Origin of the sequence: Rhizobium sp. R339, assembly GCF_002211395.1 — a bacterium.
Taxonomy (GTDB): Bacteria; Pseudomonadota; Alphaproteobacteria; order Rhizobiales; family Rhizobiaceae; genus Rhizobium.
This window is the reverse complement of record NZ_LOKV01000025.1, coordinates 366105-389891: the sequence shown is the minus strand read 5'-3', so window position 1 is coordinate 389891 and position 23787 is coordinate 366105. Positions and strand designations below refer to the sequence as shown.

The following is a 23787-nucleotide window of genomic DNA, read 5'->3' as shown; positions in this document are numbered from 1 at the left end:
TTTCGCTTTGACAAAAGGAGGTGACATGAACACCGACATCGAGCTTCAGTACTATTTCGATCCCTTCTGCGGCTGGTGCTACGCAAGCGCCCCTGCGCTCGCTGATCTTGCCGAGAATTTTTCGCGCCAGCTCAAGATGCTTCCCTCCGGCCTGTTCGTCGGAGGCAGGCCGATCTCGTCAATCGCCGAGCATGCCTGGCGCAACGACCAGAGGATTCAGACGCTGACAGGGCAGCCTTTCTCCGAAGAGTACCACCAGAACGTCCTATTGGCGCCGAACGGCATTTTCGACTCGGGACCGGCAACGCTTGCGCTCACCGCACTCGGGGAACACGATACGAGGCTGGAGCCTGGTTTCCTGCATGCGATCCAAATCGCCCGCTATGTCGCCGGGCGCGACACGTCCGGCATCCAGGAGGTGGCGATCGTCGCCGTCCAAGTCGCCGCCGAGCATGGCATCGAGCTGACTGCTGAGGCGTTCGGCGAGAGGCTCCGGAGCGATACCGATCTCAGAGAGCGCACGCTGGAGCGGATAGAAAATACGCAACGCAAGATGAACATCCTCGGTATTCGCGGCGTTCCGCAGCTCGTCGCCCTCATCAACGGCAAGGCCCACGTCCTCAGCGGCGAGGCCCTGTATCAAGGTCCGGCTGGTCTCACTGCAGCGCTCGACGCGCTGCGCGCAGACGCATGAATCATCCATCCCAATAAGGAGTATCATTATGAAAATCGCTCTTATCGGAGCTTCCGGTCACGCCGGCTCCCGCATCCTGGCCGAATTGTCAGCGCGCGGCCATACCGTTACCGCGATTGCCCGAGACCCCTCCAAGGTCGCATCCCTGCCGAACGTCACCGCCGCCGCTGGCGATATCGCTGCGCCTGAATCTCTGGCAGAGATCCTGAGAGGCCATGACGCGGTCATCAGCTCGGTGCATTTCGCCGCCAGCGACCCGGACAAGCTGATTGGTGCGGTGAAGGCCTCAGGCGTTCGCCGCTACTATGTGGTGGGCGGGGCAGGCAGCCTCGAAGTCGCTCCGGGCGTCCTCCTCGTGAACACGCCCGATTTCCCGGCGATCTACAAATCTGAAGCACAGGGCGGCGTCGATTACCTCAACAAGCTCAAGGCTCAAAACGACCTCGACTGGACCTTCTTGTCGCCTTCGGCCGTGTTCGTGCCCGGCGAGCGGACCGGCACCTTCCGCCTCGGCAAGGACGAACTCCTGACGAACGAAAACGGCAGCAGCATTTCCTTCGAGGACTTTGCCGTCGCACTCGTGGACGAGATCGAAGCGCCGACCCACGTCAGGCAGCGGTTCACCGTCGGCTATTAACTGGATCTGCCCAATCTCGATGTTTCATTGCAGCGCCGTCGACGCCATTCGGGTGCCGGCTGCCGGGGGGCCAGTGAGAAGAACGACAAAATTCGCGGCTATCCGAGCCGCGAAATCACCGCCCCGGCGGGTTTTCGGCAGCCTGTTAAAGCAGATCCTGCAGCATCGGGATGAGCGGCTCGTCGGCCGGCGGCATCGGGTAGTCGCGCAGCGCCTGCGGCCGCACCCATTTCAGCGCCTGACCTTCGCGGCCCTGCGGAATGCCCTCGTAGCGCCGGCAGATATAAAGCGGCATCAGAAGGTGGAAGGTCTCGTAGGAATGGCTGGCGAAAGTGAGCGGCGCGAGGCAGGCAATCTTGGTCTTGATGCCGAGCTCTTCCTCGAGTTCGCGCACCAGCGTTTCCTCCGGCGTCTCGCCCGGTTCGACCTTGCCGCCGGGAAATTCCCAGAGCCCGGCAAGCGATTTTCCCTCGGGCCGCTGTGCCAACAGGATACGCCCGTCGGCGTCGATCAGCGCACAAGCCGCAACCAGCAATATCTTCCGGCCATTGCATTGCATGAGAGGCTCGCTCATCGCGTCTCCTGCTGCCAATAGCAATAGTGATAGGCGTCGCGAAAGCCGAGGCGCTCATAAAGCGCGATGGCCGGGCGGTTGGAAAGCTTGACCTGCAGCCAGGCCGAGCGGGCGCTGCGCATCCGCGCCCAGCGCAGCGCCGAGGTCAGGATCTCGGTGCCGAGCCCCTCGCGCCGATGCGCCTCGGAGACCGAAAGCGACATGATGCCGGCAAGGTCGTTGTCCTGCACGCAAAGCACCGTCGCAAGCGGACCCTCGACCGCATTCTCGATCATGAACAGACCCGATGGCGGCTTGATCGCCGAAATGATTTCGGCAAGCGCCGGCTTCAACGATGGCGGCGCCCCATCGACGGCAAGGTTGGCGTCGACGAAGCGGCCGACGTCATGGGTCGGCAGATGATCGAGTGTATCCGGCAGTTCCGCCTCGGCCAGATCGCAGGTCATCACCACCGTCTCGTCGAACTGCGTCCAGTTCTGCGCCCGCAGAAGCTCGATCAAGACAGGCGAGGCGAGCGGCGTCTGGCGAACCACGGCGGGGCGGCCATAGGCCTCGAACTTCCGGCTTGCCTTTTCCAGGCGGATTTCGACGTCGCGATGATCGGAAGGATCGAGCGGCACGATCGAATTCAGCCGGTTGGACGGGTGGCCGGCCGTCAGCCGCACCTGCCAGCTGCCGTCATATTGCACGGACGCCGCCGGCCAGGCGCGGAAACCGACGGCCTCCAGCCTGCGGACCAGCGGCAGATTGTGTTGGGAAATGGATATCTGCGGCAATGAACGATCAGCTCCGATAGTCGCCATTGATCGCAACATATTCCTTGGTGAGGTCGCAGGTCCAGACGGTTGCCGTGCCTGCGCCGAGGCCGATATCGACTTTCACGGGGATATCCTGCGCCTTCATCACGTTCGAGGCGGCCTCTTCGGAATAATCGGGATCGCGCTCGCCGTTGACGGCGACCCTGACGTCGCCGAACCAGATGGCGAGCCGGTCGCGATCGGCCATCTCGCCCGATTTGCCGACGGCCATGACGATGCGGCCCCAATTGGCGTCTTCGCCGGCAGCCGCCGTCTTGACCAGCGGCGAATTGGCGATCGACAGCCCGATGCGCTTGGCGGCGGCATCGCTCTCGGCGCCGGTCACGGTGATTTCGAGCATTTTCGTGGCACCCTCGCCGTCGCGCACCACCTGCAGCGAAAGATCTTTCAGCACTTCGTTGAGCGCGACGCGGAAAGCGGCAAGACGCGGATCGTCGGCGCGTTCGATGCGGGCCTGGCCGTCCTCGGCGGCCGCACCCGTCGCAAACAGCATCAACGTGTCGGAGGTGGAGGTATCGCTGTCGACGGTCATGGAATTGAAGGTCGGGCCGACGCCATCGGACAGCAGCGCCTGCAGGGCGGCGGGCGCGATATCGGCATCGGTGACGACGAAGGAGAGCATGGTCGCCATATCCGGCGCGATCATGCCTGCGCCCTTGGCAATGCCGTTGATCGTCACGGCAACGCCGCCGATCTCGGCGTTGCGGGTCGAAACCTTCGGATAGGTGTCGGTCGTCATGATCGCCTTGGCGGCCTCGAACCAGAAATCGCCGATCGCCTCGGCCTGCATCTTGTCCAGCACACCGGCGAATTTTGTGGCATCGAGCGGTTCGCCGATGACGCCGGTGGAAGCCAGGTAGACCTCGTTTTCGTCACATCCGACAGCGGCGGCCGCCGACTTCGCCGTCAGCTCGGTCGCTTGGCGGCCCTTCAGGCCGGTAAAAGCATTGGCGTTTCCGGAATTGACGACGACGGCGCGCGCAATGCCGTGCGGCAGGTTTGCGCGGCAGAAATCAACCGGCGCCGAGGGGCACTTGGAGCGGGTGAAGACACCCGCGACGGCGGCCGGCTTGTCGAACACCATCATCAGCACATCGGTGCGGTTCTTGTACTTGATGCCGGCGGAAGCCGTCGCCATGCGCACGCCGCGCAGCGAAGGCATCGGGACGAAGGATTTCGGTGCGAGCGGAGAAACGGAACCGGACATGATGAAACCTGCCAATGAGCATTTCCCGGCGAAATGAAAACCGGTTCGCCATCCGGAAATGCGACAACAACGATAAGGAAGGGCCCGGAAGAACCGGGCCCTGATGCGGATATTACTGCTTCGGCGCCGGCTGGGCAGGCTCGCTGCCCGGCTCCGGCTGCTTGTTGGCCTCGTCGTAGCCCTTGCGCAGCGTCTCGTCCGAAATCTCGATCTTGGCGGACGACTTCGCCTGGGCGAGAAGCGCAAGATACTTGTCGCGCATGACGAGCTGACGAACCTGATCCTGCACCTGCTCGAACGGCGGCGGCGCGGCGTCGCGCTTGTCCTCGACCTTGATGACGTGATAGCCGAAATCGGTCTTCACGGGCGTTTTGGAATAGGTGCCCTTTTCGAGCGCGAAGGCCGCGTCCTCGAATTCCTTGACCATACGGCCGCGCGTGAAATAGCCGAGATCGCCGCCTTCCGACTTGTTCGGATCGGTGGACTTCTCCTTGGCGAGTTCGGCGAAATCCTTGCCGGCGTCGAGCTGCTTGATGATCTCCTTGGCTTCATCCTCGGTCTTGACCAGGATGTGGCGGGCGTGGACTTCCTCCTGCTTCGGCAGGGCGGCGACTTCCTTGTCGTAGCGCGCCTTGATTTCCTCCGGCGTCACCGTGTCGACGACATGCTTCTTGAAATAGGCGTTGTGCAGCTCGCGATCGGAGAGATACTGCATGCGCTTCTTGAATTCGTCCGTCTGGTCGAGCTTCTCGGTGATGGCGTCGGCGGCGAGCAGCTTCACGTCGATGGCGGCGGAGAGAGCTGCGACCTTCTTCTGGTCGTCAGGGAGCTGTGCCAGCTGCGGATCGAGATTGGCGACGGCAAGATCGAGTTCCGACTGGTGGATCTCCAGATTGCCGACCTTGGCGACGACGGCGTCGTCGGCATGGGCCGGAGCCTGGAGCGCAACAAAAGTCGCAAATGCCAAAACGGCGAATTTATTGGTGCTCAACATCAAATAACCCTTCACAGTTCCATCGCCGGTTTCAGCATCCCTGAATCCAGCCCAAAAAGCCATCAACACCGGATTGTGGCCTTTCTGTATCCGCCAAATCCGTTGACATCATTCGACCCCCCTCTTATCTGTCACGCAACCTCGCGTCCAGAACAGTTTCCGGGCGTTTCAACGTGCGCCTGATTTTCGGCTGGGCTGCGAAAAAGAAACGCCAGGGATTAATATTGAGAAAGGGCCAGTCACATGGTCAGCTTTGGCGGTATAGCCCGCAAGTTATTTGGATCGTCCAATGATCGCCGCGTGCGGTCCTACCAGCCGAACGTCGCCGCGATCAACTCCATCGAAGAGAAGACGAAGGCGCTGACGGACGAGCAACTCGCGGCGAAGACGGCGGAATTCCGCGCGCTTCTCGCCGAGGGCAAGACGCTCGACGATATCCTGATCCCCGCCTTTGCCGTCGTGCGCGAGGCCTCGCGCCGCGTTCTCGGCCTGCGACCTTTTGACGTACAGCTGATCGGCGGCATGATCCTGCATTCGAATGCGATCGCCGAGATGAAGACCGGCGAAGGCAAGACCCTCGTCGCCACCCTGCCGGTCTATCTGAACGCGCTTTCCGGCAAGGGCGTGCACGTCGTCACCGTCAACGATTATCTCGCCCAGCGCGATGCCGCGACCATGGGCCGCGTCTACGGCTTCCTCGGCATGACCACCGGCGTCATCGTCCACGGCCTGTCCGACGAGGAGCGCCGCGCGGCCTATGCCTGCGACATCACCTACGCCACCAACAACGAACTCGGCTTCGATTATCTGCGCGATAACATGAAGTACGAGAAGAACCAGATGGTCCAGCGCGGCCACAATTTCGCGATTGTCGACGAAGTGGACTCGATCCTCGTCGACGAAGCGCGCACGCCGCTGATCATCTCCGGACCGCTCGACGACCGCTCCGAACTTTATAATACGATCGACGCCTTCATTCCGCTGCTCGTAGCCAGCGATTACGAGATCGACGAGAAGCAGCGCTCGGCCAACTTCTCCGAAGAGGGCACCGAGAAGCTGGAAAACCTGCTCCGCCAGGCCGGCCTCTTGAAGGGCAATGCGCTCTACGACATCGAAAACGTCGCGATCGTCCACCACGTCAACAATGCGCTGAAGGCCCACAAGCTCTTCCAGCGCGACAAGGACTATATCGTCCGCAACGACGAAGTCGTCATCATCGACGAGTTCACCGGCCGCATGATGCCGGGCCGGCGTTATTCGGAAGGCCAGCATCAGGCGCTCGAAGCCAAGGAAAAGGTGCAGATCCAGCCGGAAAACCAGACGCTGGCTTCGATCACCTTCCAGAATTATTTCCGCATGTACGCCAAGCTCGCCGGCATGACCGGCACGGCGCAGACGGAAGCGGAAGAATTCGGCAACATCTACAATCTTGATGTCATCGAGGTTCCGACCAACCTGCCGATCAAGCGTATCGACGAGGACGACGAGGTCTACCGGACCTTCGACGAGAAGTTCAAGGCGATCATCGAGGAGATCCTCGACGCCCATAAGCGCGGCCAGCCGGTGCTCGTCGGCACGACCTCGATCGAGAAGTCGGAGCTGCTCGCCGATCGCCTGCGCAAGCAAGGCTTCAACGACTTCCAGGTGCTGAACGCCCGCTACCACGAGCAGGAAGCCTACATCGTCGCCCAGGCCGGCGTGCCCGGCGCCGTCACCATCGCCACCAACATGGCCGGCCGCGGCACCGACATTCAGCTCGGCGGAAACCTCGATATGCGCATCGAGCGCGAACTCGGCGAAGTCGAAGCCGGTCCGGAGCGGGATGCCCGGATCCAGGCGATCGTCGAGGAGATCAAGGAACTCAAGCAGAAGGCGCTCGCTGCCGGCGGCCTCTACGTCATCGCCACCGAACGCCACGAAAGCCGGCGTATCGACAACCAGCTGCGCGGCCGCTCCGGCCGTCAGGGTGACCCGGGCCGTTCGAAATTCTACCTTTCGCTTCAGGACGACCTGATGCGTATCTTCGGCTCCGACCGCATGGACAGCATGCTGACCAAGCTCGGCCTGAAGGAAGGCGAGGCGATCGTCCATCCCTGGATCAACAAGGCGCTGGAGCGCGCGCAAAAGAAGGTCGAAGCCCGCAACTTCGACATCCGCAAGAACCTTCTGAAATATGACGACGTTCTCAACGACCAGCGCAAGGTGATCTTCGAGCAGCGCCTCGAACTGATGGAATCGACCAATATCTCCGAAACCGTCTCCGACATGCGCCGCGAAGTGATCGAGGACTTGGTCGAAAAGCACATCCCCGAGCGCGCCTATGCCGAGCAATGGGATGCCGTCGGCCTGAAGACCGGCGTCACCAACATCCTCAACCTCGATCTGCCGATCGAGGACTGGGTGAAGGAGGAAGGTATCGGCGAGGACGATATCCGCGAGCGCCTGACGCAAGCCACCAATGCCGCCTTCACGGAGAAGGCCGAGCGTTTCGGCGACGACATCATGCATTATGTCGAACGCTCGATCGTCATGCAGACGCTCGACCACCTCTGGCGCGAGCATATCGTCAATCTCGACCATCTGCGCTCCGTCATCGGTTTCCGCGGCTATGCCCAGCGCGATCCGCTGCAGGAATACAAGTCGGAAGCCTTCGAGCTCTTCACCGCCCTGCTCAACAACCTGCGCGAGGCCGTCACCGCCCAGCTGATGCGCGTCGAACTGGTGCAGCAGGCGCCCGCTGAACCGGAACCGCCGGTGATGCAGGCCCATCACCTGGATCCGACGACCGGCGAGGACGATTTCGCCCCGATCTACCAGGCCTCCGAAGTCATCGTCTCGCCCGAGAACCGCAATCCCGACGATCCCGCCACCTGGGGCAAGGTCGGCCGCAACGAGACCTGCCCTTGCGGCTCCGGCAAGAAATACAAGCATTGCCACGGCGCCTTCGAACAGGTCTGAGGTTAGTCGCAAGAAACTTCGGAATGCCGCCTTCGGGCGGCATTTTCTGTTTCTGCGGCAGCGTCGAAAGCCGGCATGTCCGGGCCGGATGACGATCCCGATCCGGAACCGTTTCTTAACCCTGTTCTGTCAAGACTTCGCGGACGATTTGCCTGACTCAGAGTTTTGCGTGTTCATCATGGCGGTCATAGAAACAGCGGAGAAGATGCTGCCCGCGGGCCTGCGCCCGATCGGCAGCCGGACGCTGCGCATGTTTGCCGCCGTGCTCACCGAACGCGGTGAGAAGGCGGCCGCCCAGCGCATGGCGCTGACGGCCTTTTCGATCCGCATCTTGAGCGCCGCCCTCGCCTTTCTGTCCCAGATCGTGCTCGCCCGGCTGATGGGCGAATATGAATATGGCATCTTCGTCTTCGTCTGGGTGCTGGTCGTCGTCTTCGGCGATCTCTCTTGCCTCGGCTTCCATACCGCGATCGTCCGCTTTCTGCCGCAATACAAGGCTGCCGGCGCCTTCGAGGAAATCCGCGGCCTCACCGGCACGGCGCGCATCTTCGCGTTGCTATCCGGAACGGCGATGCTCGTCGCCGGCATGCTCGGACTGCATTTCTTCGGCGATATGATCGAGACCTATTATCTCGTCCCGATCTTCATCGGCCTGCTCGCCATGCCGATGATCGCGCTCGGCGATATCCTCGAAGGCACCTCGCGGGCCAACCACTGGCCGGTCATGGCGCTGAGCCCCGTCTATATCATTCGGCCGATTCTGATCATCGCCTTCATGCTCGCCGCGATTGCGATGGGCGCGGCGCATACGGCGGTCACCGCCATGCAGGCAGCGCTCGCCGCCACCTTCGTCACCGCGCTCGGCCAGTATGGCGCCACGCTCTACCGCCTTCGCCGGCATTATGACGAAGGCCCGCGCAAGGTCGATTTTCTCGCCTGGCTCAGCGTTGCCTTCCCGATCTTCCTGATCGAGGGCGTCAGCTTCCTGCTGACCAATTCCGATGTCGTCGTCGTCGGCATTTTCCTTCAGCCGCACGACGTCGCCATCTATTTCGCCGCCGCCAAGACGATGGCCCTGGTGCATTTCATCAATTTCTCCGTCAAGGCCGCCTCCGGCCCGCGCTTTTCCTCGATCATCGCCGAAGGCGATCACGCCCAGTTGGCGATCGCCGCCACGGATGCCGCCCGCTGGACCTTCTGGCCGGCGCTCGGCGTCGGTCTCGTGGTGCTCGCGGCCGGCCATCTGCTGCTGTCGCTCTTCGGCGGCGCCTTCACCTCGGGTTATCTCGTCATGGCGATCCTGCTTGCCGGAATCCTTGCCAAGTCGCTGGTCGGCCCGGCCGAAACGCTGCTGATGATGGCGGGCAAGCAGAACCTTTGCGTCGCGCTCTATGCCGGCGCATTGACTGCCAATATCGGTCTCAACCTTGCTCTGATCCCCCATTACGGCATCGAAGGCACCGCCGTTGCCACAGCCTCGGCCATGGCGGTCGAGGCGCTCCTGCTGCATTTCGCCGTGCGCCGCACGCTCGGCATCGTCCTCTTCGCCTTCGCCAGCCCCTCCGCCGCAACGCCAGAAATGAGAGTTCGATAGATGGTGCGCCTCCCCCCCGTCACCGAAAGCACCAACAGCCTCACCAATCGCATGGTGCATGATCTGGCCTCGCTGCATTTCGAAGCGCCGCAGGCCGAAGCCCGCGCAGAGATCGGCCGGCCGGGGCGCGAGCTTTGCCTCTATCCCGGCAAGCTCGGCTACGAGCTGCAGGAAGAGCTCGACTTCCTCTCCAACCGGGCGATGGAACCGAACGTCTTCTTCTCCGGCCGCTTCCTCGCGCCCGCCATGCCGCGGCTCGAAGACCGGCAGGTGAATTTCGCTCTGATCCGGGATCACGGCGCCGGCCGCAGCCGCATGCGCTTCCTCATGCCCTTTTCGGTCGACAAGCCCGGCTTTGCCGTCGGCCCCTCGATCATCCGCGGCTGGTCGAACAGCTTCGGCCCGCTCGGCACGCCTCTCGTCGATAGCGAGGATGCCGCCGAAACCCTCGACAATCTCTTCGAGGGATTGACCGCCCCCGACCTCAACCTCCCGACGACGCTGGTTCTGCCGGATCTCAGGCTGAACGGTATCTTCGTGCGCATGGCCAAAGCCGTGGCGCTCAGCCGCAACCTGCCGCTCACCGTCACCAACCCCTATCTGCGCCCGATGCTGCAGAGCGAGGAAGAGGCGCCCGCCTATCTCGCCAAGACCATTTCCTCCTCGCATATGCGCGAGATGCGCCGCCAGTGGCGGCTGCTGGAGGAACTGGGAACGGCGGTCTACGCCGTCGCCCGCCAGCCGCGTGAAGTCCACGTCCGCTTCGAGGAATTCCTGGCGATGGAAGCCGGGGGCTGGAAGGGCAAGCGGCGAAGCGCGCTCGTCACCGACCGCTATCACACCGCCTTCGCCCGCGAGGCCGTGTCGAACCTTGCCGCCGTCGACGCCGTGCGCATCCACACGATCGATCTCAACGGCAAGGCGATCGCCGCCATCGTCGTCCTGATGATGGGCGGCGAGGCCTATACCTGGAAGACCGCTTACGACGAGAATTATGCCCGCTATTCGCCGGGTAAGCTTTTGATGAGCGAACTCACCGAATGGCATCTCGACGACGCCAATATCGTGCGCTCCGATTCCTGTGCCGTCTCCGACCATCCGATCATGAGCCGCTTCTGGCAGGAGCGTGAAGAGATGGGAACGCTGGTGATCGGGCTGACGCAAAACGGCGACCGCGACATGCGCCAGGTCGCCGCCCAGCTGCACATGTACCGCAGCACCCGCAATATGGCGAAGATGCTGCGCGAGAAGATCATGTCGCTCGCCGGCCGGAGTTGAGGCGTCAGCCGTCGGCTGCCGCCCTCTCGCGCAACAGCCGGCGGATCACCTTGCCCGTCGTGGTCAGCGGTAGTGACTCGACGAATTCCACTTCGCGCGGATATTCGTGCATCGAAAGCCGCATCTTCACCCAATCCCTGATGTCCGTGGCCAGCGCCTCGCTCGGCGCATGGCCCTGCGCCAGCACGATGTAGGCCTTGACAATCTCGGTGCGCACGGCATCGGGCTTGCCGACGGCGGCGGCAAGCTGCACAGCGGGATGGCCGATCAGGCAGTCCTCGATTTCGGTCGGGCCGATGCGGTATCCCGAAGAGGTGATGACGTCGTCGTCGCGGCCTTCGAAGGTAATGTAGCCCTCGTCGTCCTGGCGGCCGATATCGCCGGTGAGCAGCCAGTCCTTGACGAATTTTTTCTCGGTCGCCGCCTCATCGTTCCAATAACCGAGGAACATGACGGGATCGGGACTGGCGATGGCGATCTGGCCCGGCTCGCCGGCCGGCAGTTCATCCCCCGCTTCGCTGACGATCGCGACCCGGTGACCCGGCACCGCCCTGCCGATGGCGCCGGCTCTGGTCACGCCGTAGGCAGCGCTCGACGAAAGCACGAAATTGCACTCCGTCTGGCCATAGAACTCGTTGACGGTGATGCCGAGCGCGCGCCGCGCCCATTCATAGGTCTCGCGGCCGAGCGCTTCTCCGGCCGAGCCGATGGTGCGCAGCACCAGATCATATTTCGAGCGCGGATCGGCAACGGATCGCATCAGCCTTAGCGCCGTCGGCGGAATGAAGGCATTGCCCACCTTCATCTCCGCCATGATCCGGTAGGCCATGTCGGCATCGAATTTCTGCGCCGGCGAGGAGACGACGGGAACGCCGAGCAGAAGGCTCGGCAGCAGCGCGTTGAGCAGGCCGCCGGCCCAGGCCCAGTCGGACGGCGTCCAGACCTTGTCGCCGGCACGCGGAAAACCCTCATGGGCGAACTGCATGCCGGGAATATGCCCGGGCAGAACTCGGTGGCCATGCAGCGCTCCCTTGGGAGGCCCTGTCGTGCCCGAGGTGAAGATCATCAACGCCGGATCGTTCGGACCCGTCTCGGCGACGGCGAAGACCGAAGGGTGAGTCTCCACCAGCTCGGCAAATCCCAGCGCGTCGTCATTTGTCCCCTCGATGCTGACCACATGTTTCAGCATCGGCAGGCGGTCACGGATCTGCCGGATACGATCGAGACCGAAACCATTGGTGACGACGGCCGCAGCCCCTGCCGCCTTCAGCCGGTATTCCAGCGCCTCGACACCGAAGAGCAACGCCAGCGGCAGCGCGACCGCGCCGGCCTTGTAGATCGCCACATGCGCGATCACCGTCTCGAAGGACTGCGGCAGCAGCAGCGCGACGCGATCGCCACGTTCGATCCCAAGCGAAACCAGCGCATTGGCAAAGGCCGAGGAACGGTCGGCGAGCGCGCGGTAGGTCATCGAGCGATGATGGCCGCCCGGGCTGAAATGCTCGAGGCAGACGCGCTCCGGCGCCCGGGCCGCCCAATCGTCGCTGACGGCGCGGCCGATGTTGAAATCCTCCGGAATCCGCCAGGAGAAATCACGGTAGAGATCGTCATAACGATCATGGGAGGGCAGTTGCATCGTCGGATTCCGGTAAAAAATGCTGCAGCAGCTAACACCTTGCGGCGCCGATGTGCAAGCAGGAGCGCGAAATAGCGCGGAAAACACGGCTTCAGGCGGTCACGGATGATTGTGCACCTGCAGCACAAATTCTTCGTTGTGCTCCCCTGCGACTTCGGCGGCTCCGCACTAGATGATGGAAAGCCGCCGGGGAGCACCGTCAGATTCATCACGGAGTCGTTTCATGGAGTACGCAAAATTCGGAAAGACCGGCCTCGAAGTCTCGAAGATCTGCCTGGGCTGCATGACCTTCGGCGATCCCGGCCGCGGCAACCATGCCTGGAGCCTGCCGGAGGAGGAAAGCCGGGCGATAATCCGGCAGGCGATCGACCTTGGTATCAATTTCCTCGACACCGCCAACACCTATTCCAACGGCTCTTCCGAGGAGATCGTCGGCCGCGCCATCAAGGATTTTACCAAGCGCGAGGATATCGTGCTGGCGACCAAGGTGTTCAACCGCATGCGGCCGGGCCCGAACGGCGCCGGCCTGTCGCGCAAGGCGATCTTCGATGAAATCGACAACAGTCTGCGCCGTCTCGGCACCGATTATGTCGACCTCTACCAGATCCATCGCTTCGACTATACGACGCCGATCGAGGAAACGCTGGAAGCGCTGCACGACGTCGTCAAATCAGGCAAGGCGCGTTATATCGGCGCCTCCTCCATGTATGCCTGGCAATTCGCCAAGGCGCTTTACGTCTCCCGGCTGAACGGCTGGACCGAATTCGTCAGCATGCAGGACCACCTGAACCTGCTCTACCGCGAGGAAGAGCGCGAAATGCTGCCGCTCTGCGAGGATCAGAAGATCGCCGTCATTCCCTGGAGCCCGCTTGCCCGCGGCCGCCTGACCCGTGACTGGGACGAGGCGACGGCACGCAGCGAAACCGACGAATTCGGCAAAACGCTCTACACCCAATCGGTCGACTCCGACCGTAAGATCGTCGAGGCCGTGGCCGAGATCGCCAAGGCCCGCGGCATCTCCCGCGCCCAGGTGGCTACGGCCTGGATCCTGCAGAAAAGCGCGGTGACCGCCCCGATCATCGGCGCTTCCAAACCGCACCATCTGAAGGACGCCGTCGCCTCGCTGTCGGTCAAGCTCACCGCCGAGGAAATCGCCGCGCTGGAAGCGCCTTATATCCCGCATGCCGTCGCCGGCTTCAAATAATCGCCGGCCCGCTTTCAGCCTTCAAACCACCAGGACAGCTCCCTCCCCGTTGACGCGAAGGGAGCGCTCGGCGGCAGGACGATGGAATTCGAGCAGACGCTGCGAAGCGAACTGGCCGCTCTTTCGCCGGATGGAAAATTCACCGAGATCGTCGAGAGCAACGCCCTCATCGCCTTCCGCGACTGAGCTTATTTCTGATTGCCGTGATTGGGATCGAGCTGGCGGCGCATCGTCACCAGAAATTGCTCGGCAAGCGCTCGGTCCTCGACCGCACGTGCCAGGATGACGGCGCCCATCATCGAGGAGAGCGTGGTGGCGGCATTGGCGCGGCGTTCCTCTTCGCTCTCGCCGGGAACGATATCGGCGAGCGTGTCGACCAGCACCGAGAGTCCGTCGCTGAAGACGGCGCGCACCGCGCCGCGGCTGCGGCTTACCTCTTGGATCAGTGTCGCGAAGACGCAGCTGCCGCCCGGATCGTCGACCGTGCGCCAGTGGATATAATGGTCGAGCAGTGATTCCAGCGGCCGGTCGGGAGACTGCGCGATATGCTCCTTCCAGCGCGTTTCGACCTTGTCGATCAGCTTGCGGCTGACCTCCAGCGCCAGTTCGTCCTTCGAAGCGAAATGACCGTAAAAACCGCCGTGCGTCAGCCCCGCCGCCTTCATGATGTCGACGACGCCCACCCCGTCGAAACCATTCTCGCGAAAGAGCACGCCGGCAACACTCAGGATTTTCTCTCGGTTTTCGGCGAATTTCTCGCGGGTGACCCGCATTTTTTCATCTCCGGAAATAGCTGCTTGACAAAATATATGACGTCCATCATCAATAGGCAAGAAATATGATGGCCATCATGTAAATCCCGCCTCCGTCTTCCCGACCCTGAATCCGAACGGAATCTCCTCATGGTTTCTACAGCGCTTGCCTCCACCCTTGCCCGGCGGAACGTCCACTATGGCTGGGTCGTCGTTGCCGCGACCTTCCTCACCATGCTGGTCACGGCCGGCGCCATGGGCGCCCCCGGCGTGCTCATCAAGCCGCTGCAGGACGAGTTCGGCTGGGAAACGTCGCAGATTTCCTCCGCCCTTGCGATCCGCCTGATCCTCTTCGGCCTGATGGGTCCCTTTGCCGCCGCCTTCATGAATTATTTCGGCGTCCGCAAGGTCATCGTTTTCGCGCTGGCGCTGATCGGCGCAGGCTTCATCGGCTCGCTGTTCATGACCAAGCTCTGGCATCTGCTGGCGCTCTGGGGCATCGTCGTCGGCTTCGGCACCGGCCTGACGGCCATGGTGCTGGCAGCAACGGTTTCCACGCGCTGGTTCGTCAAGCACCGCGGCCTCGTCGTCGGCATGCTCTCGGCAAGCTCTGCAACCGGCCAGCTAGTGTTCCTGCCGCTGATGGCGGAGCTCACGGAGCGCTACGGCTGGCGTGCCACCGTCTTCTTCGTCTGCGCCATGATCATGGTCGCGGCCCTGCTCGTCCTTCTCCTCATGCGCGACCGTCCTTCTGACGTAAATCTGCCGCTGCTCGGGGAAACCCACGTCGCCCCTGCCCCGGCACGCGGCACGCTTGGGGCAGCGCTTGCGACTCCGATCACCGTGCTGAAGGAAATTTCGACGACCTCGACCTTCTGGATCCTCTTTGCCACCTTCTTCATCTGCGGCCTCAGCACCAACGGCCTGATCCAGACGCATTTCGTCACCCTCTGCGGCGATTTCGGCATCGCGCCGGTAGCCGCCGCCAGCGTGCTTGCCGTCATGGGCATCTTCGATTTCTTCGGCACGATCGGTTCCGGCTGGCTCTCCGACCGGTTCGACAATCGCTGGCTGCTGTTCTGGTATTATGGTCTGCGCGGCCTTTCGCTGCTCTACCTGCCCTTCAGCGATTTCAGCTTTTACGGCCTCTCCTTCTTTGCCATCTTCTATGGCCTCGACTGGATCGCCACCGTACCGCCGACCGTCAAGATCGCCGCCGATCGCTTCGGCCGCGAAAAGGCCGGCCTCGTCTTCGGTTGGGTCTTCGCCGGCCATCAGCTGGGCGCCGCTACCGCCGCGTATGGTGCCGGCCTCTCGCGCACCGAGCTTTCGACCTACCTGCCCGCCTTCTTCGTCGCCGGCGCCTTCTGCCTGCTGGCCTCGGTCCTGGCGATCACGCTGAAGAAGTCCGGCCTGACCAACCCCGTACCCGCCGCCGCCCATTGATAATGACGGCATCTGGCCTCGAAAACGACGAGGCCGGATCTCTCACGGGGAACCGCGATAACTTCGCCCGACCGTCTTGCGCGCGCGGGCGCCCGCATGTTAGACAGCCGCCCGTCTGTATCCGTTGCCCCATTGGCGGAATTGGTAGACGCGCTCGACTCAAAATCGAGTTTCGAAAGAAGTGCTGGTTCGACCCCGGCATGGGGCACCAGCCTCCGCTCTGTGAGCTTCGGCTCGGCGAGCCGAAGCTCACAGAGCGGAGGCTGTCGCGCCGTAGTTCCGTCAGGAACGAAGGCGGACTGGCTTCTACCCCGCGCCCCGATCCGGATACGGAACGAATTGGCATCCCAATAAAATTACTTATTCTTCAACAGCCATATCTTGCCGGCCATGGTGATGCCGTAGACGTCTTTCGAGACATCGTCGTTAAGATGCCGCCGCTCCAGGAAACCCGACTCCGTCAACTCCCCCAGCGTCTTCGCCGTGACCGATTTAACTTTCTGCGGCCGCTCTTTCCACCGGTCGGATTTGGCGTAGGTCACGGTCGCGTTCTGATGCGTCCATTTATTGGCTGGCTGAGGATAAAGATCTCCATCCCTGACGAGTTTGAGTGCAGCGATCTGGGATGGGGTAAGCTCAATCATACTAAAAAATCCTGCGAGGTGTTGGCGTGAGATACGCGCTTTGAACGAAGGCGCGCTCATAGCATCGACTTCCACCACCACATTGCGATAGCGGACCGGCGAAAACCCGGCTCGCTGAAACCGGGCTTCGTCTTCATGCCACATACCGTCAATAGCAGCGCCGGACCGTCCTGGTAACCTCGCCGTCCTCTGTCTGGCGGGTGACGCTCCTGGTTTCGCAGCCGTCGTCGCGATGGCGGCGGCGCTCGCGTTCGCGCACTGCGCCGAAGGTGATGCCGCGTTCGCTGATGGTAACGCCCGGTCTCACCCGCTCATGGCGATAGCCGTCGTCATAGGAACGCTCCCTGACATAGACACTGTCGGCGAGAACGGGCGCGGCAAACGAGCAGACGGCAAGAGCCGTCACAGTACAGTTCAGGATGATCTTTCGCATATCGTTTCTCCTTCTCCTGATGAAAGAGCAACGAGACAGGCTACAAGTGGTTCCAACATCGGCGACGGCAGGATTATGGGTGGGCAAGGGAGAAACGCCCGCTTGCGCCAGATTAATTTAGGCGCCGAACAGTCGCCATATCTCGCGAATCAACTGTTTAATTTTGCTTGCACTTCGTCCAAAGTGCGGCCCTTGTCATCCGGAAGGGCCAGACGTGCATCAGGAAGTAGGACTCATAGCAACGGTCGCCGTTAGCTTCGTTTTCGCGGCGATCCTCGGTTACGGCGCCGATCGCCTGCGGCTGCCGCCGCTCGTCGGTTACCTGATGGCCGGCATCCTGATGGGCCCGTTCACGCCGGGCTTCGTCGCCGATACCGTCCTTGCCGGGCAGCTCGCCGAAATGGGCGTCATTCTGTTGATGTTCGGCGTCGGCCTGCATTTCTCCGCCTCCGACCTGCTTGCCGTGCGCGGCCTCGCCGTGCCGGGCGCGATCGGGCGCATCATCCTCGCCACTCTGTTGGGCATCGGTCTCTGCAAGCTCTGGGGCTGGAGCCTCGGCGCCGGCCTCGTCTTCGGCCTCAGCCTGTCGGTGGCGAGTACCGTCGTTCTCCTGAAAGCACTGGAAGAGCGAAACCTCGTCAACGCGCCGAGCGGACGCGTCGCCGTCGGCTGGCTGATCGTCGAGGATCTGGTGATGGTGCTGGCGCTGGTGATGCTGCCGGCGCTCGCCGAACTCCTGGGCGGCCACGCCGGCGAAGCAGTCACTCACGGCCTCGGCGACCTGCCACTGGCACTGACGATCGGCCTGACGCTCTTGAAGGTGGCGGCGTTCGCAGCCATGGCGATCTTCCTCGGCCCGCGCATCGTGCCCTGGCTGCTGACGATGATCGCCCGCACCGGCTCGCGCGAACTTTTCACGCTGACGGTGCTGGCGATTGCGCTCGGCATCGCTTTCGGCTCGGCGGCGATCTTCGGCGTCTCCTTCGCGCTCGGCGCGTTTTTCGCCGGCGTCGTCATGAGCGAATCCCAGCTCAGCCACAGGGCGGCCGCCGATTCACTGCCGCTGCAGAACGCCTTCTCCGTGCTGTTCTTCGTCTCCGTCGGCATGCTCTTCGACCCCTCGATCCTAGTGCGCCAGCCGGTGGCCGTGATCGGCGCGCTGGCGCTCATCATCCTCGGCAAGGGCATCATCACCTTCGGGATCGTCATGCTGCTGCGCTATCCGATCGGCATGGGGCTGACATTGGCCGGCGGCCTTGCGCAGATCGGCGAATTTTCCTTCATCCTCGCCGGCCTCGGCGTCTCGCTCGGCCTTCTGCCGCAAGAGGGCCGGGACATGATCCTTGCCGCCGCGATCCTGTCGATCACGCTCAACCCGCTGGTGATCTTCGCGACCGACGGCCTGAAGAAACACATGCGTTCGCGCTGGCCGTCCCTCTGGGAAAACTATGGCAGGGGCCGCCAGAAGGCGCTAGGCATCGAACTGGAAAAGATCAGGGCGCTCGGCGAAGAGCGCGAGCGCCAGCACCAGCTGAAGATCCAGCAGCTGATCGAAACCTTCCCGCTGTTCTCGCAGGTCAACGAGGACGCGCAGGAGGAGCTGCTGCTGCTCTTCAAGGCGAAATCCGCCCCGCCCGGCCAACGCGTCATCCGCCGCGGCGACCGGGGCGACGGCATGTACTTCATCTCATCGGGAGCCGTGGAAGTCCGCCTCGCCAGCGGCGCCATCCGGCTCGAGCCTGGCGCCTTCTTCGGCGAGATGGCGCTGCTGACCGGCGGACGGCGCACGGCCGACGTCATCGCCGTCGATTTCTGCCAGTTCGAAGTGCTCGAACGGCGCGACTTCAACATGTTTATGTCGCGCCATCCCAATCTGCGCGCCGTCGTCAGCGAGATGGCCCAGAAGCGCACGGAAATGAACGTCCTGCGCCAGCAGTGGGAAAAGTCGATGGATCTGTCCTGAAACCGCAGCCTCAAGCTGCGGCGCGATTCCTCATATCGTCCGCTCAGGAAGAGACCGGCCAATAGGCGTCGGAACGAAAATCAACGGGGATGGGATCGAGCCGCGACAGCGCGTCGGCGACGAAATCGAGCTGCAGCGACAGGTATCTGAGCGCCACCGGCATCTGCGCGCCGGTGGCAAATTCCCGGACGCGGGAAACGTGATAGCCGCTTTCGCTGAGCCGCCGCGCGGCCTCCCGGCGTACATCGTCCCGGCTCGGTCCGAAATTGCCCTCGGCCCGGACTTCCATTTGCACGGCCTGCCCACGGCCGCCTTCGATCACTTTGAACATTCTCTCGCCATCCTGCGCGTCCATTCGAAACAGCTTGCCGCAGAATGGCCGATTCGCAATCTCATGAAATCTTGGGAGACGCGCCGACGCCACGGTTCACGAAATTTTTAAACGACGGTGGCGCGAAGGACACGGGCGAGCATTTACAGTGCCGCGCATGGCCCCTAAAGCTTTTTGCACCGCAACAGGAAGGGAATGGAATGCTCCGCAGACTTTACGACTGGACCATGTCTCTGGCCGCACGCAAATCGGCCGAAGTCTGGCTCGCCGTCATCGCCTTCGTCGAAAGCTCCGTCTTTCTCGTGCCCGCCGATGTGCTTTTCCTGCCGATGGCGCTCGCCAAGCCGGAACGCTCCTATCGCTACGCGCTGGTTGCGACTGTCGCCTCCGTGCTCGGCGGCATCGCCGGATGGGCGCTCGGTCATTACGCTTATGAGGCGGTGGCGCGGCCGGTTCTCGAATTCTACGGCAAGCTCGATGCCTTCGAGCAGATGAAGGCCTACGTCACATACGAGTGGATCCTGCTGCTTCTTGTCACATCAGGTCTTGCGCATCTGCCGCCGATCAAGATCGTGACGATCCTGTCCGGCGTCATCAACGTCAATCTGGGGCTTTTCATCGTTTCGGCGATTATTGCACGCGGCGCGCGTTTTCTCTTCCTCGCCTGGCTGCTGCGCCGCTACGGCGAGTCGATCCGTGACTTCATCGAGAAGCGCCTCGGCCAAATCGTTGGCATCGGTGCCGGTGCGGTGATCTTGCTCTATGTCGGCTACCGCTCTTTTGCTCACTAGAGCAGTTTCGTTTTTTCTTAGAATGACGAAGATGCTCTATCTCTCTAATTTTACGCAATTCCGGACGCAAAACCGCTTCACACTTTTGCTGGAATTGCCCTAAGCCAAACCTGCGGAGTTCCGCCATGACTGTCACCGCCTCGCCGCTCGCCCGTCCGGGCTTTATCTATTCCATAGTGCTCGCGATCGGCATGGCGGCGGTGGTCGGCGGCGCCCTCGGCTTCCAGTACATCGGCGGCTATATTCCCTGCGCGCTCTGCCTGTTGCAGCGCCAGCCCTATTATTATGCTATCCCGATCGCCCTGCTCGGCACCATCTCCGCAATGGTCGGCCTGCCGAACTGGATCACCCGCGCCCTCATTCTCGCAGCCGGCATCCTGATGCTGGTCACCGCGGGCATGGGCGTCTATCACGCCGGCGTCGAATGGCATTTCTGGCCGGGGCCGGCCACCTGCTCGACGACGGCAAACAGCATGACAGGCAATGCCGGCGATCTGCTCACCGAGCTCAATACGATCAAGGGCCCCTCCTGCACCGATGCGGCGCTGAGAGTGCTCGGCCTGTCTTTCGCAGGCTGGAACGTGATCGCAGGAATTCTGCTCGCGGCCTTCGCCTTTGTCGGCGTCCGCAAGGCCGCGTGACCAGGGTCTGTCAGGGCTGCAGTTCGGTATCCCAATAGAGATAGTCGAGCCAGCTGTCATGCAGGTAGTTCGGCGGAAACAGCCGGCCGTTATTGTGCAGATCCTGCACCGTCGGCTGGTAGGGCTTCTGCGCCGGAAACATGCCCGCCTGCTTGGGAAGCTTGCTGCCCTTGCGCAAATTGCAGGGCGAGCAGGCCGCCACGACGTTCTCCCAGGTCGTCTCGCCGCCATGGGCACGCGGGATGACGTGATCGAAGGTCAGGTCGTCATGGGCGCCGCAATACTGGCATTCGAACCGGTCGCGCAGGAAGACGTTGAACCGGGTGAAAGCGGGATTGCGGGACGGCTGAACATAGGTCTTCAGGCACACGACACTCGGGAGCCGCATCGAAAAGCTCGGTGATGAAACCGAATGTTCATATTCTGCGATGATATTCACACGGTCGAGAAATACCGCCTTGATCGCGTCCTGCCAGGACCACAGCGACAAGGGGTAATAACTCAGCGGCCGGTAGTCAGCGTTCAGAACGAGCGCCGGCAGGGCCTGCGGGGAGACTGCAATCGTCAAGGGACTCTCCTGATCGATTCGGCATCTGCACCTGTATATTAGGCCGGTTGTTACAGGATTGTGAAGTCCAATAAATTCAGAGGATAAAGGCAATTTGAAGAGTGTTGCCGATCAGCCGACCGGCACCATGTCGCGGCGCATTTTCGCGGCGTAATAGGCCCAGAAAAGCCGGGCCGCGACCGAACGCCATGGCGACCAGGCTTCCGCCAGGCGAGCCAGCGCCTTTGCCTGCGGCCGGGCCGCAAGCCGCAAACCCGTGCCGACGGCATTCTGCAGCGCGACATCGCCTGCCGGAAAGACATCGGCATGGCCGCCGCAAAACATCAGATAGACCTCGGCCGTCCACGGGCCGACACCTTTCAAGGCAGTGAGCTCGGCAAGCGCTTCGCCTGGCGGCTTGAGGCATAGCCCGGAAAGATCGAGGCGGCCGGCGGCAACGGCCTCGGCGATCCGCGACAGCGTTTCGGCCTTGGCGCGGGACAGGCCGAATTCCCGCCAGGCCTCGGGGTGAAGCAGCACGTAACCGTCGGCAGTCAGGAGACCGTCCGCCGGCAGCATGCGCCGCCAGATCGCCTCGGCGCTGGCGCGCGACACCATTTGCGAGACGATGATATGGGCAAGGCCGGCAAATCCGGGCTCGCGCAGCCGCAGCGGAAGCGGGCCTGCATCCTCGGCGATCGACGCAAGGCGCGGATCGATACGAAGCAACGCTTTCAAGCCTTGCCTGACATCGTCTTCATTGCGGATGATCTGCACATCGCCTCGCAGTGGTTCCAAACGCGAATCCATGGCAGAAGAAAGCATGACCACGAGTGAGCGTCAAAAGCCCGTCTTTCGCTTTGCCCCGAGTCCCAACGGACCGCTGCATCTCGGCCATGCCCTGTCGGCGCTGTTGAACCGCGATATGGCTGAGGCCGAACACGGCCGCCTCCTGCTGCGCATCGAGGATATCGACCAGGCACGCTGCACGCCGGAATTCGAGGCCGGAATCTTCAGGGATCTCGATTGGCTCGATATCCGCTGGGAAAGCCCCGTGCGGCGCCAGTCGGAGCACTTTCCAGAATATCAGGCGGCGCTGCACGCGCTGATCGAACGCGGACTGGTCTATCCCGCCTTCCTGACGCGCGGCGAAGTGAAGGCGCGCGTCGCTGCCTATGAGGCGGCGGGGCAAGCCTGGCCGCGCGATCCGGACGGCACCCCGCATTATCCGGCGATCGACCGCGAGCGCCCTGAGACCGAATGGCGAGACATTCTCGCCTCGGGAAAGAAACATGCCTGGCGGCTCGATATGCGCAAGGCGCTCGACCTCATCGGCGAACTCCTGTTCTGGACGGAGACCGGCGACGGCAGGACCGGCGAAATCGCCGCCGAGCCCGGGGTCTGGGGCGATGTCATCCTGTCGCGCTCCGACGCCCCGTCGAGCTATCATCTTTCCGTGGTCATCGACGATGCGCTGCAGGGCGTCACCCATGTCGTGCGCGGGCTCGACCTTTTCCATGCGACATCGGTGCACCGGCTGCTGCAGCTGCTGCTCGACCTGCCACAGCCCCTCTATCACCATCATCGCCTCATCCTCGACGAAGACGGCCGCAAGCTTTCGAAAAGCGAGGGTGACAGCGGGCTTGGCGAATTGCGCGCCCAGGGCCTGTCAGGGGCCGACATTCGCCGCCTTGTCGGGCTCTGACCGCCTTTCGACGCGCTCTCTGCCGACGATCGAGAGCGTATGCGAGAACATCCGGAAGACGCGGAACTTGATCAGCGCCGCGTTGATCTCCGCGCCGATGATGAAGATGACGCCGACCATATAGAGAAAGATTAGCACGATCATCACCGAGGCGAGACCGGCATAGGTCGCCGTATAGTTGGCGAAGGTCGCGAGATAATAGGCAAAGATCAGCGCGCCGGCGAGCCACAGAAGCAGCGTTAGCAGCACGCCGGGGATGACGTCGAAAACGCGCCGCTTGCCGGACGGTAGCCAGAGATGCACCACGAGCAGCCCGACGGTCAGCACGACGAGCGTGCCGTAGACGCGCCAGCTGAAGACGATGTCGAGCGTGTCGGCAAACAGTGGAAACCAGCCGCGCGCATAATCGAGGGCGAGCGGTAGGGCGACGAGGAGAATGCTGATCGCCGCGAAGATGATGACCGCGATCAGCACATAGCCGAGGCTGGCGAGCCGGGTGAAATACCACGGCCGCGTCTCCTGCACCCGGTAGGCGCGGTTGAGCGAGATGCGCAGCGCCTCGACGCCGTTCGAGGCGAAATAGGCAGCCGCCAGCACCGAGATCGTCAGCAGCCCGCCGCGCGGAATGGTCAGCACCTGCAGCACCTGATCGGCGAGCGGCTTGGCGATCGCTTCGGGCCAGGTGTCGAAGATAAGATGGATGGCGGTGGAGGAAAACTGATCGGCGCCGAGGAAGCTTGCAAGCGCGGTGCCGAAGATCAGGAAGGGGAAAACCGCAAGCAGGCTCGAGAGCGCCACATGGCTCGCCATGGCAAAGCCGTCGTCCTCGACCATGTGACAGATCGCGTCATAGACCACGTCATAAGTCGTGCGCAGCACCTTCCGCATTCCGTCTCCGGCTTTCCAGATTGTATCATCTGGCCGAATATGGGAAACGAGT

Annotated in this window: 23 protein-coding genes, 1 tRNA gene and 1 pseudogene; 13 read left to right on the top strand and 12 right to left on the bottom strand. The window is 62.5% G+C overall.

The features are described from left to right. Positions 1-25 precede the first annotated feature (25 nt). The gene (locus ATY76_RS26910) at positions 26-694 is read left to right on the top strand and encodes a protein-disulfide isomerase (RefSeq protein ID WP_088677682.1); all 669 of its coding nucleotides are present in this window, start codon (positions 26-28) and stop codon (positions 692-694) included. 28 nt (positions 695-722) lie between these two features. Then, on the top strand, positions 723-1331 hold the full coding sequence (locus ATY76_RS26905) for an NAD(P)-dependent oxidoreductase (protein WP_088677681.1): 609 nt from the start codon (positions 723-725) through the stop codon (positions 1329-1331). 145 nt (positions 1332-1476) lie between these two features. Here ATY76_RS26905 and mutT read toward each other — a convergent pair whose 3' ends face one another. From mutT to ATY76_RS26885, 4 genes are all read right to left on the bottom strand, one after another. Then, entirely contained in the window at positions 1477-1890 is a 414-nt protein-coding gene (mutT, locus tag ATY76_RS26900; protein WP_088677731.1) for an 8-oxo-dGTP diphosphatase MutT, read from the bottom strand. A gap of 11 nt (positions 1891-1901) precedes the next feature. Then, a complete protein-coding gene (locus tag ATY76_RS26895) occupies positions 1902-2708 on the bottom strand; it encodes a GNAT family N-acetyltransferase (RefSeq protein ID WP_088677680.1) in 807 nt (268 codons plus the stop codon). Beyond that, on the bottom strand, positions 2689-3930 hold the full coding sequence (gene argJ, locus ATY76_RS26890) for a bifunctional glutamate N-acetyltransferase/amino-acid acetyltransferase ArgJ (protein ID WP_088677730.1): 1242 nt from the start codon (positions 3928-3930) through the stop codon (positions 2689-2691). The genes ATY76_RS26895 and argJ overlap by 20 nt, the downstream gene beginning before the upstream one ends. Positions 3931-4042: 112 nt before the next feature. After that, the gene (locus ATY76_RS26885; RefSeq protein WP_088677679.1) at positions 4043-4924 is read right to left on the bottom strand and encodes a peptidylprolyl isomerase; all 882 of its coding nucleotides are present in this window, start codon (positions 4922-4924) and stop codon (positions 4043-4045) included. 243 nt (positions 4925-5167) lie between these two features. Here ATY76_RS26885 and secA point away from each other — a divergent pair, with 243 nt between their 5' ends. From secA to ATY76_RS26870, 3 genes are all read left to right on the top strand, one after another. Further along, positions 5168-7882 (top strand): preprotein translocase subunit SecA, encoded by a 2715-nt coding sequence (gene secA / locus ATY76_RS26880; protein WP_088677678.1) that lies wholly within the window; start codon positions 5168-5170, stop codon positions 7880-7882. A 178-nt stretch (positions 7883-8060) separates the two neighbouring features. Then, positions 8061-9476, top strand: coding sequence for a lipopolysaccharide biosynthesis protein (locus ATY76_RS26875; protein WP_088677729.1), 1416 nt, complete (start codon positions 8061-8063; stop codon positions 9474-9476). Further along, positions 9477-10754, top strand: a complete 1278-nt coding sequence (locus ATY76_RS26870; RefSeq protein ID WP_088677677.1) for a GNAT family N-acetyltransferase — start codon at positions 9477-9479, stop codon at positions 10752-10754. A gap of 4 nt (positions 10755-10758) precedes the next feature. Here ATY76_RS26870 and ATY76_RS26865 read toward each other — a convergent pair whose 3' ends face one another. Further along, a complete protein-coding gene (locus ATY76_RS26865; protein ID WP_088677676.1) occupies positions 10759-12390 on the bottom strand; it encodes an AMP-binding protein in 1632 nt (543 codons plus the stop codon). A gap of 223 nt (positions 12391-12613) precedes the next feature. Between ATY76_RS26865 and ATY76_RS26860 the strand changes: the two genes are divergently transcribed. Both ATY76_RS26860 and ATY76_RS26855 read left to right on the top strand, forming a co-directional pair. Further along, positions 12614-13594 (top strand): aldo/keto reductase, encoded by a 981-nt coding sequence (locus ATY76_RS26860; protein ID WP_088677675.1) that lies wholly within the window; start codon positions 12614-12616, stop codon positions 13592-13594. 39 nt (positions 13595-13633) lie between these two features. Next, positions 13634-13780, top strand: a pseudogene (locus ATY76_RS26855) (class I SAM-dependent methyltransferase); the annotation flags it as partial. Positions 13781-13782: 2 nt separating this feature from the next. On the opposite strand, the gene ATY76_RS26850 reads toward ATY76_RS26855, so the two are convergent. After that, positions 13783-14367 (bottom strand): TetR/AcrR family transcriptional regulator, encoded by a 585-nt coding sequence (locus tag ATY76_RS26850; RefSeq protein ID WP_088677674.1) that lies wholly within the window; start codon positions 14365-14367, stop codon positions 13783-13785. Positions 14368-14496: 129 nt separating this feature from the next. On the opposite strand from ATY76_RS26850, the gene ATY76_RS26845 reads away from it, so the two are divergent. Both ATY76_RS26845 and ATY76_RS26840 read left to right on the top strand, forming a co-directional pair. Continuing rightward, positions 14497-15792: an MFS transporter gene (locus tag ATY76_RS26845; protein ID WP_088677673.1), complete on the top strand. Its 1296-nt coding sequence runs from the start codon at positions 14497-14499 to the stop codon at positions 15790-15792. Positions 15793-15918: 126 nt separating this feature from the next. Continuing rightward, positions 15919-16003 (top strand) — tRNA-Leu (locus ATY76_RS26840). Between the two features lie 145 nt (positions 16004-16148). Here ATY76_RS26840 and ATY76_RS26835 read toward each other — a convergent pair. Both ATY76_RS26835 and ATY76_RS26830 read right to left on the bottom strand, forming a co-directional pair. Continuing rightward, complete coding sequence (locus ATY76_RS26835; protein WP_088677728.1) at positions 16149-16436, bottom strand: hypothetical protein; 288 nt, start codon at positions 16434-16436, stop codon at positions 16149-16151. Between the two features lie 148 nt (positions 16437-16584). Next, positions 16585-16869, bottom strand: coding sequence for a hypothetical protein (locus tag ATY76_RS26830; protein WP_088677672.1), 285 nt, complete (start codon positions 16867-16869; stop codon positions 16585-16587). A gap of 214 nt (positions 16870-17083) precedes the next feature. On the opposite strand from ATY76_RS26830, the gene ATY76_RS26825 reads away from it, so the two are divergent. Continuing rightward, positions 17084-18832: a cation:proton antiporter gene (locus tag ATY76_RS26825; protein WP_088677671.1), complete on the top strand. Its 1749-nt coding sequence runs from the start codon at positions 17084-17086 to the stop codon at positions 18830-18832. A gap of 43 nt (positions 18833-18875) precedes the next feature. Here the strand turns inward: ATY76_RS26825 and ATY76_RS26820 are convergent, their stop codons facing one another. Beyond that, entirely contained in the window at positions 18876-19163 is a 288-nt protein-coding gene (locus ATY76_RS26820) for a hypothetical protein (protein WP_245310086.1), read from the bottom strand. A gap of 200 nt (positions 19164-19363) precedes the next feature. Between ATY76_RS26820 and ATY76_RS26815 the strand changes: the two genes are divergently transcribed. Together ATY76_RS26815 and ATY76_RS26810 are read left to right on the top strand one after the other, a co-directional pair. After that, positions 19364-19954 (top strand): YqaA family protein, encoded by a 591-nt coding sequence (locus ATY76_RS26815; protein WP_088677669.1) that lies wholly within the window; start codon positions 19364-19366, stop codon positions 19952-19954. 125 nt (positions 19955-20079) lie between these two features. Continuing rightward, positions 20080-20595, top strand: a complete 516-nt coding sequence (locus tag ATY76_RS26810) for a disulfide bond formation protein B (protein ID WP_088677668.1) — start codon at positions 20080-20082, stop codon at positions 20593-20595. Between the two features lie 10 nt (positions 20596-20605). Here ATY76_RS26810 and ATY76_RS26805 read toward each other — a convergent pair whose 3' ends face one another. Together ATY76_RS26805 and ATY76_RS26800 are read right to left on the bottom strand one after the other, a co-directional pair. After that, positions 20606-21163, bottom strand: a complete 558-nt coding sequence (locus tag ATY76_RS26805; RefSeq protein WP_004671754.1) for an HNH endonuclease — start codon at positions 21161-21163, stop codon at positions 20606-20608. 111 nt (positions 21164-21274) lie between these two features. Next, entirely contained in the window at positions 21275-21967 is a 693-nt protein-coding gene (locus ATY76_RS26800; protein WP_088677667.1) for a DNA-3-methyladenine glycosylase, read from the bottom strand. On the opposite strand from ATY76_RS26800, the gene gluQRS reads away from it, so the two are divergent. After that, on the top strand, positions 21966-22847 hold the full coding sequence (gene gluQRS, locus ATY76_RS26795) for a tRNA glutamyl-Q(34) synthetase GluQRS (RefSeq protein WP_088677666.1): 882 nt from the start codon (positions 21966-21968) through the stop codon (positions 22845-22847). The genes ATY76_RS26800 and gluQRS overlap by 2 nt on opposite strands. Here gluQRS and ATY76_RS26790 read toward each other — a convergent pair. Next, the gene (locus tag ATY76_RS26790) at positions 22812-23735 is read right to left on the bottom strand and encodes a YihY/virulence factor BrkB family protein (RefSeq protein ID WP_088677665.1); all 924 of its coding nucleotides are present in this window, start codon (positions 23733-23735) and stop codon (positions 22812-22814) included. The two genes, gluQRS and ATY76_RS26790, sit on opposite strands and share 36 nt — an antisense overlap. Positions 23736-23787: the final 52 nt, after the last annotated feature.

Bases quoted from the DNA above. Each gene is read 5' to 3' on its own strand.
- ATY76_RS26910 (WP_088677682.1), top strand. From the start codon at position 26: ATGAACACCGACATCGAGCTTCAGTACTATTTCGATCCCTTCTGCGGC.
- ATY76_RS26905 (WP_088677681.1), top strand. From the start codon at position 723: ATGAAAATCGCTCTTATCGGAGCTTCCGGTCACGCCGGCTCCCGCATC.
- mutT (WP_088677731.1), bottom strand. From the start codon at position 1,890: ATGCAATGCAATGGCCGGAAGATATTGCTGGTTGCGGCTTGTGCGCTG.
- ATY76_RS26895 (WP_088677680.1), bottom strand. From the start codon at position 2,708: ATGGCGACTATCGGAGCTGATCGTTCATTGCCGCAGATATCCATTTCC.
- argJ (WP_088677730.1), bottom strand. From the start codon at position 3,930: ATGTCCGGTTCCGTTTCTCCGCTCGCACCGAAATCCTTCGTCCCGATG.
- ATY76_RS26885 (WP_088677679.1), bottom strand. From the start codon at position 4,924: ATGTTGAGCACCAATAAATTCGCCGTTTTGGCATTTGCGACTTTTGTT.
- secA (WP_088677678.1), top strand. From the start codon at position 5,168: ATGGTCAGCTTTGGCGGTATAGCCCGCAAGTTATTTGGATCGTCCAAT.
- ATY76_RS26875 (WP_088677729.1), top strand. From the start codon at position 8,061: ATGGCGGTCATAGAAACAGCGGAGAAGATGCTGCCCGCGGGCCTGCGC.
- ATY76_RS26870 (WP_088677677.1), top strand. From the start codon at position 9,477: ATGGTGCGCCTCCCCCCCGTCACCGAAAGCACCAACAGCCTCACCAAT.
- ATY76_RS26865 (WP_088677676.1), bottom strand. From the start codon at position 12,390: ATGCAACTGCCCTCCCATGATCGTTATGACGATCTCTACCGTGATTTC.
- ATY76_RS26860 (WP_088677675.1), top strand. From the start codon at position 12,614: ATGGAGTACGCAAAATTCGGAAAGACCGGCCTCGAAGTCTCGAAGATC.
- ATY76_RS26850 (WP_088677674.1), bottom strand. From the start codon at position 14,367: ATGCGGGTCACCCGCGAGAAATTCGCCGAAAACCGAGAGAAAATCCTG.
- ATY76_RS26845 (WP_088677673.1), top strand. From the start codon at position 14,497: ATGGTTTCTACAGCGCTTGCCTCCACCCTTGCCCGGCGGAACGTCCAC.
- ATY76_RS26835 (WP_088677728.1), bottom strand. From the start codon at position 16,436: ATGATTGAGCTTACCCCATCCCAGATCGCTGCACTCAAACTCGTCAGG.
- ATY76_RS26830 (WP_088677672.1), bottom strand. From the start codon at position 16,869: ATGCGAAAGATCATCCTGAACTGTACTGTGACGGCTCTTGCCGTCTGC.
- ATY76_RS26820 (WP_245310086.1), bottom strand. From the start codon at position 19,163: ATGTTCAAAGTGATCGAAGGCGGCCGTGGGCAGGCCGTGCAAATGGAA.
- ATY76_RS26815 (WP_088677669.1), top strand. From the start codon at position 19,364: ATGCTCCGCAGACTTTACGACTGGACCATGTCTCTGGCCGCACGCAAA.
- ATY76_RS26810 (WP_088677668.1), top strand. From the start codon at position 20,080: ATGACTGTCACCGCCTCGCCGCTCGCCCGTCCGGGCTTTATCTATTCC.
- gluQRS (WP_088677666.1), top strand. From the start codon at position 21,966: ATGACCACGAGTGAGCGTCAAAAGCCCGTCTTTCGCTTTGCCCCGAGT.
- ATY76_RS26800 (WP_088677667.1), bottom strand. From the start codon at position 21,967: ATGCTTTCTTCTGCCATGGATTCGCGTTTGGAACCACTGCGAGGCGAT.
- ATY76_RS26790 (WP_088677665.1), bottom strand. From the start codon at position 23,735: ATGCGGAAGGTGCTGCGCACGACTTATGACGTGGTCTATGACGCGATC.